This window comes from Neobacillus drentensis, from assembly GCF_036965425.1.
GTDB classification, from domain to species: domain Bacteria; phylum Bacillota; class Bacilli; order Bacillales; family Cytobacillaceae; genus Neobacillus; species Neobacillus drentensis_F.
Window position 1 is genome coordinate 1 of the sequence record NZ_JBALPP010000069.1, and the last position, 14,427, is coordinate 14,427.

At 38.8% G+C, this 14,427-nt stretch carries 15 protein-coding genes; 3 read left to right on the forward strand and 12 right to left on the reverse strand.

Annotated features, from left to right (window positions below):
* Positions 1 to 45: 45 nt before the first annotated feature.
* Together V7161_RS17615 and V7161_RS17620 are read left to right on the forward strand one after the other, a co-directional pair.
* Positions 46 to 945, forward strand: coding sequence for a LysR family transcriptional regulator (locus V7161_RS17615; RefSeq protein WP_335714262.1), 900 nt, complete (start codon positions 46 to 48; stop codon positions 943 to 945).
* 127 nt (positions 946 to 1,072) lie between these two features.
* A complete protein-coding gene (locus V7161_RS17620) occupies positions 1,073 to 1,906 on the forward strand; it encodes an MBL fold metallo-hydrolase (RefSeq protein WP_335714263.1) in 834 nt (277 codons plus the stop codon).
* Here V7161_RS17620 and V7161_RS17625 read toward each other — a convergent pair.
* The 3 genes from V7161_RS17625 to V7161_RS17635 form a co-directional block, all read right to left on the reverse strand.
* On the reverse strand, positions 1,895 to 2,569 hold the full coding sequence (locus V7161_RS17625) for an NUDIX hydrolase (RefSeq protein ID WP_335714264.1): 675 nt from the start codon (positions 2,567 to 2,569) through the stop codon (positions 1,895 to 1,897). The genes V7161_RS17620 and V7161_RS17625 overlap by 12 nt on opposite strands.
* A gap of 127 nt (positions 2,570 to 2,696) precedes the next feature.
* Positions 2,697 to 3,200: a DinB family protein gene (locus tag V7161_RS17630; protein ID WP_335714265.1), complete on the reverse strand. Its 504-nt coding sequence runs from the start codon at positions 3,198 to 3,200 to the stop codon at positions 2,697 to 2,699.
* A 150-nt stretch (positions 3,201 to 3,350) separates the two neighbouring features.
* Positions 3,351 to 3,491, reverse strand: coding sequence for a hypothetical protein (locus tag V7161_RS17635; RefSeq protein WP_335714266.1), 141 nt, complete (start codon positions 3,489 to 3,491; stop codon positions 3,351 to 3,353).
* Between the two features lie 168 nt (positions 3,492 to 3,659).
* On the opposite strand from V7161_RS17635, the gene V7161_RS17640 reads away from it, so the two are divergent.
* Positions 3,660 to 5,234 carry a phytoene desaturase family protein gene (locus V7161_RS17640; protein WP_335714267.1) on the forward strand — a complete coding sequence of 525 codons (1,575 nt, stop codon included), beginning with the start codon at positions 3,660 to 3,662 and terminating at the stop codon, positions 5,232 to 5,234.
* Positions 5,235 to 5,349: 115 nt separating this feature from the next.
* On the opposite strand, the gene V7161_RS17645 is transcribed toward V7161_RS17640, so the two are convergent.
* The 9 genes from V7161_RS17645 to V7161_RS17685 all read right to left on the reverse strand — a co-directional run bounded on the left by V7161_RS17645 (position 5,350) and on the right by V7161_RS17685 (position 14,102).
* Positions 5,350 to 7,179 (reverse strand): dihydroorotate dehydrogenase, encoded by a 1,830-nt coding sequence (locus tag V7161_RS17645; RefSeq protein WP_335714268.1) that lies wholly within the window; start codon positions 7,177 to 7,179, stop codon positions 5,350 to 5,352.
* A gap of 16 nt (positions 7,180 to 7,195) precedes the next feature.
* The gene (locus V7161_RS17650; protein WP_335714290.1) at positions 7,196 to 7,942 is read right to left on the reverse strand and encodes an asparaginase; all 747 of its coding nucleotides are present in this window, start codon (positions 7,940 to 7,942) and stop codon (positions 7,196 to 7,198) included.
* A gap of 26 nt (positions 7,943 to 7,968) precedes the next feature.
* Positions 7,969 to 8,187, reverse strand: coding sequence for an asparaginase (locus V7161_RS17655; protein WP_335714269.1), 219 nt, complete (start codon positions 8,185 to 8,187; stop codon positions 7,969 to 7,971).
* 112 nt (positions 8,188 to 8,299) lie between these two features.
* Complete coding sequence (locus V7161_RS17660) at positions 8,300 to 9,835, reverse strand: NCS1 family nucleobase:cation symporter-1 (protein WP_335714270.1); 1,536 nt, start codon at positions 9,833 to 9,835, stop codon at positions 8,300 to 8,302.
* Positions 9,836 to 10,163: 328 nt separating this feature from the next.
* Positions 10,164 to 10,940 carry an NAD-dependent protein deacylase gene (locus V7161_RS17665; protein WP_335714271.1) on the reverse strand — a complete coding sequence of 259 codons (777 nt, stop codon included), beginning with the start codon at positions 10,938 to 10,940 and terminating at the stop codon, positions 10,164 to 10,166.
* Positions 10,941 to 10,959: 19 nt separating this feature from the next.
* The gene (locus tag V7161_RS17670) at positions 10,960 to 11,697 is read right to left on the reverse strand and encodes a YwaF family protein (RefSeq protein WP_335714272.1); all 738 of its coding nucleotides are present in this window, start codon (positions 11,695 to 11,697) and stop codon (positions 10,960 to 10,962) included.
* Positions 11,698 to 11,781: 84 nt separating this feature from the next.
* Entirely contained in the window at positions 11,782 to 12,396 is a 615-nt protein-coding gene (locus V7161_RS17675) for a DUF2238 domain-containing protein (RefSeq protein ID WP_335714273.1), read from the reverse strand.
* Positions 12,397 to 12,517: 121 nt separating this feature from the next.
* Positions 12,518 to 12,886: a hypothetical protein gene (locus tag V7161_RS17680; RefSeq protein ID WP_335714274.1), complete on the reverse strand. Its 369-nt coding sequence runs from the start codon at positions 12,884 to 12,886 to the stop codon at positions 12,518 to 12,520.
* A 94-nt stretch (positions 12,887 to 12,980) separates the two neighbouring features.
* Complete coding sequence (locus tag V7161_RS17685; protein WP_335714275.1) at positions 12,981 to 14,102, reverse strand: NAD(P)/FAD-dependent oxidoreductase; 1,122 nt, start codon at positions 14,100 to 14,102, stop codon at positions 12,981 to 12,983.
* Positions 14,103 to 14,427: the final 325 nt, after the last annotated feature.

A 14,427-nucleotide genomic window follows, 5' to 3' on the forward strand; every position in this document is an offset into this window, starting at 1 on the left:
AATAATCAGAACTATTATTATTACTAATAATAAGGCGGGATATTTTTGTATTATGAAGAGTTAAAAACATTCGTTACCCTTGCAGAAGTTAAAAATTTCACCAAAACTGCAGAATTACTTCTAATGTCCCAGCCAAGTGTCAGCCTGCATATAAAAAATCTGGAGAAAGAGTTCCAAACAAAATTATTTCTTCGATCTCCAAAATTCTTACAAATTACACCGACCGGGGAGATTTTATATGACCGTGCCAAGCAAATGATCACCATTTACGAACAGACGAAACAAGATATTTTAGAACATCACGAGTCCATTAAAGGCGAATTAAAGATTGGCGCTAGTTTTACCATCGGCGAATACATCCTACCCTCGCTTCTGATTGATATTCAAAATGATTATCCTGAATTGGACCTCCATGTCATTATCGGAAATACGGAGGAAATTGTTCAATCGGTCCGTTTGTATCAGGTTGATATTGGCATGATTGAAGGACAAACCAATGAAAAAGAAGTTTCCGTTCATTCATTTATGCAGGACAAATTATTTATTATTGCATCAAACAATCATGAACTTGTGAAAAAAAAGGAAGTGTCGATGACCGACCTTCAAAATCAAGCATGGGTCTCCAGAGAATTAGGTTCAGGTACAAGGGAATATCTCAATCATGTAATCCGGTCGAATGGCTTAAAGGTGAAATCCCTTCTATCGATTAGCAGCAGTCAGGGTATAAAAGAAACACTAATAAATGGAACAGGGCTATCGCTTCTTTCCCAAAGTGTGATTGAAAGAGATGTTCATCAGGGACTTCTTTCTATTATAAAGGTAAAAAACCATCAATTTACCCGCACGCTTTCCTATATTATAGCGCCTATCATGGAGGACAAAAGGAATGTAAAAACCTTTATTAGTGCACTAAATAAAAAATGGCCAAACAAAGGAAAAGGATAGTACGAGCCGTTAATGCTCAAACTATCCTTTTTAATTATCCTTTATATTGCAGGATTTCTTCGTTTACATGATGAATATGATAAGAAAATAATTATTGAGTGCCTAAATGGTTGAAAGGATGTTAGCATTGCAAAAAGAAAACGGCTTTCAAATTATTCGTGTACCAATCTCTACACCCACATTGCTTCCGCATACGACTACTAATTGCTATTTAATCGGAAATAGCCAGGAAAGTATTTTAATAGATGCGGGATTTGATCAACCTAACACAAAAATAGATTTAGAGACAGCGATAGAAGAAAATGGCCTGGCCATTCCTAAGACTATCATACTGACACACTGGCACCCGGACCATGCGCCTGGTGTTCGTCAATTAGTCGATTGGGACCCTATAGTTTATTGCCATCCACTTGAAAAACAAATGACACTTGAGGCCATTTCACCATGGAGTAAATTATCCTTTTTAAATGATGGAGATATTGTTTCTGTAGCTGGCCATGACCTAACCATTCTTCACGCTCCAGGTCATACAGCGGGGCAATTAAACCTCTATATCCCGTCTGAAAAGGTTCTCCTTGCTGGAGATAATATTGTTGCAGAAGGAACCTCATGGATTGGTCCTCCAGACGGTGATATGTCGGACTATATTCATACATTAAATCGGCTAAAGAAATTGGCCCTAACAAAAATCGGCCCCGGGCATGGTGATTGGGTTTACATGCCCTACGAGCAAATTGATTTTGTGATAAATCGACGAATTTTTCGAGAAAACCAAATCAAGGAGCTACTGGACATTCATAAGAGACTTACTTCATCTGAATTAACTAACATTATTTACGAAAAGCTTCCTCACCCAAGTGTTTTAGAAGTGGCTAAAAGAACGACTGAGGCCCATTTGATTAAATTAATGAAAGAAGGTTTTGTATTATCAGATCTTTCCTATTACTCTCTAAAAGAATAGCTTATAATCGTTACTATTAAAATTAGGCATGATAGGAGGTTCACTAGATTGATGGGTTGCAATGGTTTTTAATGTATGAATGGTGGGTGGAGGCAAAGGCATCTTGCCATTATGATATTCTGATAAGGCATCTGCTGGTGAAATCCATTTGGCGTCGCTAATTTCTTTTTGATCAGGTTTTGGCAGCTGTCCTTCCGGAAGCTGAGCAATAAAAAAACGAGTATCAAAGCGAATCCGACTAACTTTTGGTGTAATGATATGGCCAAAATAGTGCAAACTTTCCAGATTAAATTGAAGTCTTTCGTTTTTTAACATTTGCAAGAATGTAATTTCCCCATTAATGAGCTGACGGCGGTATTCCCTTTCTTTTTCCAAATCCATAAGAAATACGGAACCGTCTTCAGCGCTGCAAAGCAAAATTCCTACCTCTTCAAATAGTTCTCTTGCCGCTGCAATATAATAAGCCAGTTCAAAGGATTCATTTCGGTTGCCAACTATTTCATTTTGAAAATCTTGGACTTCATCCCCCTTGTCTACTGCTCCTCCCGGGAAAACATAAACCCCCGCCATGAATTTCATTGTTTCTGGTCTTTTTGTCAGATAGACCAAAGATTGTTGATTCATTAAAACTACCGTTGATGCAGGTCTTGGAATCGCGCTCATTTTTGTACCCCCTTTATTTTCTAAGTTTATTACTTGTTATATTCCACCAATTACCCCCAATTCCCTTCCATTAAATAAAAAAGCACACTGCTTCCAGTATGCTTGATTATGTTTACGGTGTAATTTTTTAAATGACAGGCGCTTGCATACCCATATGAACCCATTCTTCTCTAGCAGGACCATAAACTCCCGGAACTTGGATTCCAGCTTGACGCATGAGCACTGTCATTTGTCCGCGATGATGAATGAGATGTTTAAGGAAAAGTGAAAGGGTTACGGCTTTTGGCATTTCCATCCCAAACACATTTTTCATTTCCTTTAAGCTTTCGTCTGTCCATTGCTTTTGAATGCTATCAATCGTGTCAGCGCTTACTTTTCGAAAAGCTTCAGCGATTTCTTTTGCTGATGTTGGAACTGTGTTTTCGTTTTCCACCATATCCACTTTAATTCCGAACTCATTAAGCATTCCGGGTGTACTTGTTACGACATGCCACGCAATTCTCCCTAAACTGCGGTCATCCGGCGAAACCATTTGCTGAAGGGAATTATCTGTCAGTGCATCCATGAGCCTTTGTGTTGAAGCAGCTTCTTGGTTCCATTCTTGAATAAATTCATTAATCGAAGTATACATAATCTTTTCCTCCGCTTTCATTTTTAACCAATTAATGGCGTTTAAAGTATAGCATGATGGATTTAAAATACAAAATTTCTAGAAGGCTTCTATTAAAGATAAATCTGGCTGCTTTTCTTCAGTAACACTAAAAAAACGCCATCACTGGCGTTAGGATAATTTATTTTCATTAATCATATTTTTTACATCCTGAGATATTTTATCAAATGTTTGATTTACTCTATTCATAATCTCTTCCTGATCCGTTTTTTCCACTCGCTGTTCCTCAAATTCAAAATTGTTTTTTTCCATTGTTTCACCTCCTACTTTATCCTTTGTTAAGAAGGGAAAGTTTATAACTTTGAATTTTCATCTATTATTTTTCTACCTGTTTTTTTCTCCATTTAGTACTAAAGGAACATTTCCGAGCGTAATTTTATTTGGGTAAATACTAATCTATTTTTTAGGAGTGAATTTCCATTGAGGACTTTTGACACGATTCTGATTGGCAGTGGACATAACGCTTTAATCACCGCAGCCTATTTAGCTAGAGCAGGACGAAAAGTGTTAGTGCTAGAAAAGAACGACCGGCCTGGAGGGTTTCTCCGGACCGAGGAATTAACGTTACCGGGATTCAAGCATGATGTATTTTCAGCTGCCCATCCCCTATTCTTAACCGGACCTGCCTATGCTGATTTAGGTCCCTTGCTAGAAGCACGGGGACTCCGATATATCAATACCGATTTACCGACAGGCGTATCAATGGAAGACGGCAGGACGGCTGTCCTCCCGCGTGCCTTTGAGGATTTTATTTCAGAAGCGGAGAAGCTGGCTCCAGGAGACGGTGGAGCGCTCGCCAAAATGTTTGAAGGATTTCAGCCTTACGTTAACGATGTTTTTTCATTATTTAACGTCGATCTTTCTCGCACAGACTCATTGGCAGTAATAAATAGACTAATGCATAACGAAGGTGGAAGTGGCTATTCACCGTTAGCCTCGTCACTGTTCTCTACTGCACGAAACACGGTAGCTCCCTTTAAATCTCCGGTTTTAAAAGCAATGATTGCTTCTTGGGTAACTCATCTCGGACGAACTCCTGACGAGGTCGGCAGCGGAATCTGGGTCCCGCTTACCGTGATGGCACTAATGGGCGGCGGGATGCCGATACCTGAAGGAGGAAGCGAAATGCTTGCCAAATCCTTGGCACAATTGGTGACAGATCAGGGAGGAGTTATCCGGACAAACACCATTGTTGAAGAGATACTGGTCAAAGACGGTCGTGCCGTTGGCATACGTACGAAGGATGGGGAGAAATACCATGCTGTTCACTCAGTAGTGGCAACCACTACTCCAGATCAACTCTATTTGTCGCTACTTAAAGATACAGAAATACGACCACAAATTCGCACCCAAGCTCAAAATTATCGTTACGGACGAGGCTGTGTGCAAATCAACCTTGCATTGAGCGAAGCGCCAAAATGGCCTGATGAGCGTTTTAATAGAATTGGGCAGCCGCATTTAACAGATGGTTTGGATGGTTTTACGATGGCAATCGCACAAGGGATGGCTGACCTTTTGCCAGAGAAGCCTACCTTTACTGTTGATTGTCCTACAAATCTTGATCCGACTCGCGCTCCGGCCGGAAAGGCAATTATGAGAATCCAGGTGCTTGAAGTGCCATGCCGTCCGCGTGGTGATGCCGCTGGAAAAATTAATGTTGGGGATGGAACATGGACGAAGGATTTAACGGAGAGGTTTACTGAAAGGGTCCTAAATGTAGTCAGTAAACATATTCCTAATATTCCAAGTGCGATACTTGCTAAACATGTCGTGACTCCGAAATCGATAGCCCAGTTTAATCCGAATGCTGGTCCTGGTGATCCATACGGCGGAGCGCATGATCTCGCTCAAAGCTATCTGTTCCGGCCGCTTCCAGGACAGCCAAGCCACCAAACAGAAATTCCTAACCTATTTATGCTTGGCGCCGCAACCTGGCCGGGACATGGAATTAATGGTGGGTCTGGGTATATTGTTGCTCAGCAGCTGCTTAGTTAGTAGACTATTTTATTATTTTATTTAAGAATAAATTTATTACTCTTTTGAAATTGGCATAGCTAGTTTCATGAGGACAGGTGTCGTTACTTCTGTCCTCATGAATTTTAACCACTGGCTATTTTCGATCTGTCTCATAAAAGAACTGCCGAGAGAGTGTTAATCCCATCACAAACAAAAATAAAGCAAAATACGCGGGAAGAAGATGGATAAATGTGGTATATCCGATTACAAAATGAGTGATAATGCCGGAACAAAAAGCTGGCACACCCCCAATAAGCAACGAATTCCAAACCCATTTCTCGCCTTGATGAAATCCCCACAAAGCAATCATGAGAACCAGTAAACCGACACTTAATAACGCACTGCCAAAACCAGCACGGTCATGAGCTATCAGAGGAATCAATCTGCTGTTTAAATCATTCATTTGATCAGGAGTCATACAAATAAACCCTAAATCCGTCGGGACAAAAACATTTGTGGCTCCAATCAAAGAAATAAGCACTCCCCCAATAATAAAGGCACATCCTAGAACCACAAAGCAAAGCTGTCCCCAAAGGCTTTTTTTCCATGATGGATGATTCGTTCGATTTTTCGAAATCGGTGTGTGGGTTGACTTTTTGGTTTTTCGTAACCCATTAATAAAAAAAGGAAAAAGAATAAACCAAAATAGTCCATGAAGCCAATCAAAATAACCAAAGCCAATAAACAATAATATCCCTAAAAAGCCGACAACCGCCCCAATGTTAATCGCTTTTCGTGCCCAATGAATTCCATACTTCACTCCTTGACGTGCTAATTGCATATATAAGATTCCACCGGAGACCATCGTTCCAGCCAGCGTCATGCGATCATGGGCCATAAAATAAATAAAATTAGGGTTAATTGCCATTAATTCCTCTCGGGTAAATCCTAAAAAAGCTTCATCATAAGGGAGGATCACCGTTGTCATACTAAAAAGTAAAGCAAGAATACCGCCAATTGTAATGAAAAGACCAAATAACCAATACCAGATCCAGCCGGAAACCAAATCCCGCTCATTATCCATTTGATCCACCAAAGCTTCATTTATTCTTTTTGGGAGACCCGGACCGGAAAGGACATAGCCCCCTGAAAGCATAATGAGATCAGCACCTTCTGCATATATTTCCAGGGCATCTTCTGGTTCCAAGACACCCCCTGATAAAATGATTGGTATTTTATCAATGCCATTGGATTTAAGAAATCTTAATGATTGGATAAGTTCCTTTTTCTTATCTAGGAAAGCTAGTTTATTTCCAGCCCTTTCTTCTAAAATAATCCCATCAATCCTAGAATGATGAAATATTTCTTCAGAAAGCTGGTTTGCTTGGACAGAAAGTAGTATCGGCTTATTGGAAATTAAATCCTTAAACACTAGCAGTTCTTCATGGTCGAATATTTTTTCCAAGACAATGGCATCTCCATAAGGAGAAAGTGACGGTAACAAACTATGTAATTCCTCAACAGAAACCTCGGAGCTTATTCGGATAAAAATTGGTTTATTTAAAGGCTTAAACTCTTCCAATTTTCGAATAGTCTTCTCCATGCCGAGCGATTCGAGTGGAATGGGAAACATGATTTCATCTCTATGTTTTGAAAAACGGGCATATTTTCCGACATCATTTGGCAAACGTGAAATAGGACCTATCTCAATAAAGCCAAATCCAAGATTAGAAAAAGCCGCTGATCCTGATAATAAAGGATCTATTTTCCCACTTAATCCTACTGGACTTGAAAAAGTAAAACCTAAAAATTTTTTTTGAAGTAACGGTGAAGGAGCCATATGTCCTAAAAATTCAATAAAATTAGGTCCTCCCGGGAGAGATGAAATCAAGTTCATCCCTCGATGAATAAACTCTCTGCCCACCGTTTTCGGGAGCCGGGATACTATTGGCTTAAAGAGTGTATGATAGGACCAATCGGGCATTTTCCTATCCCCGCTTTCATTTTTCTAAAATAAAATTAGGCTTAATAACTCCAATTCTATCATTTCTAGCATTAAAAACAGGAGCATGAGCGTAATCTTTTAAAGTTTGATTGATTTGTTCATTTACAAGGCCGAGTTGTTTTAATACCTCCATTGCTGCAACGCTGACTGCCCTTTCTCCCCCATCTTCCACTTTTATCGAAATCCCAATGCCCTCTTCCACTAAACCAATGCATTGTACTGCTTCTGCACCCGCTTTTGATACGATCCGTCCATTTAAAATATTCATTAAGTCAGTATCAAAACGGTTCTTGCCGCCAACCATTTCAGGATGCTTTATCATGGCATTTCTAATTAACTCTAATGCTGATGCATGTTCTCCAGCGGGTTTTGCGAGTCTAGCATACCCTAAAGCCATTTGATTGAGCGGCACTTGATGGACAGGTGCCCCGCAGCCATCCACACTAAGCTTGATTTCATTTTTCGGAACTTCACAAATATCTTTAATTACATCAAGTATTCGTTGCTGTACAGGGTGATGAATTTCCCGGTAGCCAGCCACATCTTCCTTCAAATGTACCGCTGTTGCAAGCATGCCCGAATGCTTTCCGGAGCAGTTGCTAAAAACAGGTGTCAATTCCTTCCCTTCACGTATGAGCTGTTTATAGCTTTCATGATCCCTGGAAATGTGTGTTCCGCATTGCAATGCTTCTTCTGCTAACCCAATTTTAGCCAAGCTGTTCAGTACCGAATCCCGATGAATTTTTTCACCACTATGGGAAGCACAGCTTAGCGAAAGCTCAGCATCCTATAGTTGAATCTTTCTGCCGCACCTGTTTCTACTAATGGTACCGCCTGAAAAGGCTTCATTGAAGACCGTGGAAATGTAAGTCTGCTAGGATTCCCGTATGAATAAAGAAGTTTTCCCTCATTATCTACAACAGCAATATGTAAATCATGTGTACTTTCTAAATGTTCCCCTCTATAAACCAGAATTGGCTTCTCCATATCAAATCTCCTCAATAGGTTAAATAATAAAATTATTTTATCATATTTCCTTTGATCTAGAATTAAAAAAACCCTTCAACACGCTATTGAAGGGGTATAAATCCTTAGTTTTTTAATAGTAAAATTCAGTTTCTGTACCTGCCGCCGAATCCGATTTATTACCCGGAGTTTTGGATTTGAAGCTTGTGATATTTTCATATTCTCCTGGTTTCAATACGCTTTGGTCGCCTCTCATTAAATAGGTGTAGGCGAAAATGGAGATAAACAATCCAAATGTCCAGGCATTATCCCATAAAAAGCGAAGTCCCGGAATGAATAAACCAAGTACAGGAATAGCTACACCGATGATTAAGGCATAAACACCATTTTTATTAAAACCAGAATTATAACTATAACGGCCATTTACATCATAAAGCTCACTAAGTGCCATTTGTCTCTTACGGACAAGCCAGTAATCGGCAATGGCAATTCCATCGATTGGACCAAGTAATGCTCCATATGTTCCAAGCCAGCCAAAAATATAGTTACCGAAGTTCTCCATGATGTACCATGGCTGCATGAGGATTGCAAAAATCCCAGTAATCAAAGCGCCAAGACCGAAGGTAATCTTTCTTGGATTTAGATTCTCAATCGCACGGGCAGGTGCAACTATGTTCGCACCCACATTAATGGTTAAGGAAGCAATAACGATGATTAAAGTGCCCAAAAAGATAACAAATGGCGGGAATTTAGCAAGCAGCTGGACCGGATCCCAAAGGGCAGTGCCGAATATAACCACAGTTGCAGATGTAACAGCAATTCCAATAAAAGAGAAAATACTCATGGTTAGCGGTAGCGATAGGCTTTGCGCAACCATTTGTGATTTTTGATTTTTAGCGTATCGGCAAAAGTCTGGAATATTCAAGGCAAGTGTGGCCCAGAAAGCAATGACGCCCGTTAATGCTGGGAAAAATACTTTTAAAAAATCCCCCGTGCTTGCGAATTTAGATGGCGTTGATAAAATCGGGCCCCAGCCTCCGGCATGTGTAAATGCCCAAATAAAAAGAATGATGGAAGCGATTCCAACAACAGGAGAAGCAATTAAACCTAGTACCTTCATGGCTTGCGGCCCTTTATACGCTACGGCAACGTTTAAGGCCCAGAATAAAGCAAAAACGATCGCAGTGTGGCCAGGAAGGTTTTTCCATGCTGAAAAGGAAGCAGATAAAAGCGTATCAATCGCACCCGTTCCAATCCATGTGTTAATCCCAAACCATCCCGCTGCTACAACCGCACGAGCTAAGGCGGGGATATGGGCGCCTTTTGAGCCAAACCATAAACGTGCAAATACAGGATAAGGAATTCCAAATTTGGTACCAGCGTGTGAATTTAATAGAATGGGGATAAGAACAATAACATTGCCAAGGAAAATGGTTAAGATGGCTTGCCACCAATTCATACCTAAAGAAATCAATCCGCTTGCCATTGTATAGGCTGGGATACACAAACACATACCAATCCATAGTGTAGCAAAATTAATCCCTTTCCATGAATGTTCCTTCGTGGTAGTTGGCCGCAGGTCATCATTCCACATAGTACTGTTGCTCAAACCATTTGCTGCTTCAGGTGTCAGGGTAACAATCCCATTTTGTTCAATTTGTGTTTTCAACAAAATTCCCCCTTGATTTGGTTTGTTGCAATCATGATTAAAAAAGTAATAAGCAGCTAAAGACCAAGGTAGCAAATTAAAATGCGGGAATATTACAAAAATTTAAACCATAAGTATTCACTCTTCCCAGGCATCACCACCAAAAATTATTGGGAAAACAAACCCCACCTTCCTATCTTATATTATAATTGACCCAATCCAACTGTCATTGGACAAAAGGTTAAATCATTCGCAGAAATATTTATATGTTTTGTATGATGGCAGAATCGATTGTTTTTTTTAAGTATAATACAAGTTTAAAAATGTGTCCTAAAGAGTGTTATGATTTCTAACACTCTTTTATAGCAGTATGGATTTGGGACAAGGATTTTCCTATTGAATCCTGAATGACAAATGTATCTGCCTCGAAGTCATAAGGTGTATCTCCTTTATTAATAATAATCATTGGCACACCATGCCTTCTATATTGCGGAAAAGTGGAGAAAGGGGTTACTTTTAAACTCGTTCCCAATACTAATAGGCAATCCGCTCGATTGATCATGTTATGGATTATATTAAATCCTTCAACGGTGAACCATTCACCGGTATCCCCAAATAACACTACATCAGGTTTTATGTAACGATTTCGCTTATGTTTAGTTTCACAATTGTCACAGACATAGAATTCTTCTAGATTTTTAAGACGAATTAATAGTTCTTCGGTTAGATAGATTTTTCCGCAATTCTGACAGGATGCTGTTTTGATGGTTCCATGGAACTCAATAACGTTTTTACTGCCTGCTTTCTGATGGAGACCATCAATATTTTGAGTAATGATTTGCTGAATTTTCCCTGCCTGTTCCCACTTAGACAAAATCATATGGCATGTATTTGGGACTGCGTCTGGATGATAAAGGTTTTCCAAAGCAAATTGATAAAACTCTTTTGGCTGCTGATAAAAATAATCAATTGACAGGATATATTCCGGTGCCAGTTGATAAATACCTTTTCTGGACCGAAAATCCTTAATTCCGGATTCAGTACTAATGCCTGCACCTGTTAAAACAACAATTTTTTCTGCGTTTTTTATTGTATTTATACTGGCTTTTAGTATGTCAATACTCATCTTCTATCACCCAATAATTCTAATTTAAAGTACTTCCGTTTTTACCAAGATAATAACTAATCCCAAAAGGTAAATATAAGATAAAAAAAGTGATTAAAGCAATAAATTCTAATGGTATTAAATAGTATGGCCATCGTCCAAGATAATCTAATATTGAAGGATTCATTGGCTTTTCAGAAATATACATATAATTACCATGAACAAAATAGTTTAGTAAAAAAACAAAGCATGTATACAGATTTAAATATAAAAATGCTTTCCAAATACTTTTAAATTTTGGTTTGTATTGCTCCACAAAAACAAAAAACATATTCGCAACTACAATCCCTCCATGAGAAATAAAAAAATGAACATAACGAAAATGTGGGAAAGTGTATAAACTTAAATCAGGTGTAATCATTGCCTGCAAAGCACTTCCTACTCCAGCAAAATAAGTAAATTCAAAGAGTTGGCTACTTTTCGTCAAGAGTAAGGCTGCTGACAAAATGATAGATATACTGCTTAAATGAAAAGGCAATGAATATTGGATTGTCCATTCACCAACTCGCCAAAGCCAAATATGGAGGCTAATTTCCGAGAGTATTAGCACCGTAGCTAGAAATATTCGCACCTTAAAGTTCAACTTTTCAGCTCTTAATGGTTTCCTAAAGAAATAAATTAATATAACAATGAAAAATACTGATGATAATGTTAATAAATGAGTTAGTGAAAACAAAATAAATGGGTCTTCCCCATCCGCCTGAAAATATCTATTCATTTAATCACCATTTAATTTCAATTATACCTTAAGCACAAGTTGACATAATAAAATTATAGTAATATTTTTAGTGGTCGAATCCAATTATTTTTTTAAAAGCGTGCTATGCACTTTTGACAGAAAGAACAGTGTAAGGATGGATCCAACGAATGTTAATGACATGTCCCACTGCGAATCCCAGATATCCCCTTGCATTCCCAAAAACTCTTTTGCAGCTTTTCCACCCCTTCCTATTTTTGTAGATAACCATTCAATAATTTCATATAACGCGCTAATACACAATGACGTACTTAAAATGACAAATATTAACCAAAACCCCTTTTTAATCGGGCTTGTTCGAATATACATTTCCCTTATGACAATGACAAACAAACCCTTTAAGAAGTGCCCAAAACGATCATAGTTATTCCTTTTTAAATCAAAATAATCTTTAATCCAATTAAAAAGCGGCACCTCCGAGTATGTAAAATGTCCGCCAATAAACGTCAAAATCGAAAGAATAGCAATGATGAGATAAGATAATGAAGTAAGACGAAATTTTTTATAGGTTGCAATTACAATGATTAATACAACAAGGGAAGGAAGAACTTCCATTGCCCATATTATATAACCAGCTGGTTTAATGGCGGACCAAATAAATACTGCAACAACAAAGAATAGCAGAAGTAAATGAAAGTTTGAGCTTTTTTCTCTTTCCAATTTTTCTTCCCCCAATAAGTATGAAATCCTTTACATTATTTCTTTGTCTAGGGAAAAAAATACAAATCCAACTAGTTCATCAATTAAAAAAGACTTCCAAATCGGAAGTCTTCTTTATTTTTTATTCGCTAGGAGTTACTGCCTTTTTAATTACTGCGGTGGATAAATTACCGAATTCAAATCCTTGAGTGTCTGTTTCAATATAAACAGCACCCATCGCAGGTTCACATGAACCGTTTCGTTTAAAATGAATTTTGCCGATACTCCCTGGATTAACACTGGATTCAAACGTAAATAATTGTTCATCCACCATAAAATAAGCGATGCTAGATGTTGAATCCAGGAAATTGGTAATTGTATAAGTGATTTTAGTAAATCCTTCCTCCGTGATACAATCAGTGGTAAGTTGAAAGTGTATTCTACAATCAACTTGTCCATTTACTCTCGTGACAATATCTATAACATCAGTATCGGAAAAAGCTTTGGTCAATAAACTACCACCTCCAAACCTATCTATCTTTAATAAATGAAAAAGTTAGGATTTTAGAAACGGCGTTTTCCCTAGGACAAGAAAATTACCTTCGTTAGCTTTCTCCAATTGCTCCTTTAACATCATAAAGGCTGACATCAATTTCCGTTTGTTTGCCCAAAGCTAGTTTAGCCAGTTCTGCTCCAAGATAGGGTCCGCTTGTGAGTCCTGATGCTCCTAACCCATTGGCAACTAAAATACCATCATATTGCGGCAAAAATCCAATAACCGGTAAAAATCCAGGCGTAAAAGGTCTGAACCCTACTCTGGTTTCAAGGTAAGTACAGCTAGATAAACCAGGAGCCACTTCTAGAGCCTTGCTTAATATTTCGCCCATTCCCCCTGCTGTGACTCGAGTATCAAAACCCGCTTCATCTTCATGTGTGGATCCCACAACAATCCTCCCATTATCAAAAGTTAGGATATACTGATTTTTGGGAGGCATAACAACAGGCCACGAACCCGTATCTGCCTCTAGCATTTCTAGATGGACTATTTGTGCCTTTTGCGGTTTGACAAGAAAATGAACCCCAAGCGGTTCCAATATTTCCTTTGCCCAGGCACCGGTTGTAACTATAACCGTGTCTGTAACCAATGTTTCTTTAGCAAGACGTATTCCTGAAATGCGGTTATTTGTTGAAATAATAGAAGCATTTCCTGTTAAGAATCTAGCACCATTCTTCAAGGATGCATTAATTAGCGCTTTTCGTAAATCTCTCCCATTAACACGTGCTCCCCCACTAACATATACAGAACCATATTCTCCTGAAATTGGTGGAAAAAGTTCCTTTGTTTGTGCAGGTGACAAAATTGTAATTTCACCAATCTCAGGTGCATCCTCACGGCGTTTTCTTGCTCGTTCCGCCATTTGTTCTAGCTTCTCAAAATCCGTATGAAGACTAATTGCCCCAACACGCTTATATCCAGTTTCCTTTTCGCCATCCGCTTCTAATTCTGCAATTAATTCAGGATAGTACCGGGCCCCGGCTTTTGCTAACTGATACCATGCTTTGTTCCGCCTTTGGGAAAGCCAAGGACAAACAATCCCGGCAGCGGCATCTGTTGCTTGTCCGTTATCCTCGCGATCCACTAATGTAACATCTGCACCTGATTTAGCAAGATAATAGGCGGTAGATGCCCCCAAAATCCCTGCGCCAATGACTATAATTTTTTTCATATGACACCTTTTCTACTTTTTATATTTTCTATTTCGTAACATCATTTTCCAAAAACGGGCAATATTATTACCTAATAAATACTTTCTAAATGAGGTTGATAACATGATTGAAATACCGAGAAATCTTTATTGTGAAAAATGTAATAAAGATACTGAACACATGGTAAGGGAAGACGCTTTAGAAATCGAATATACGTGCACTGTGTGCAACCAACAACATGAAATAGTGAAATCTTTTTTCTAATTTAAGGCTCTGTTAAACTTAGTTGTTGAATTGCGCTCCAGGCGCTTCGCTTTCCGCGGGCATGCCGGGGAGCCTCCTCGG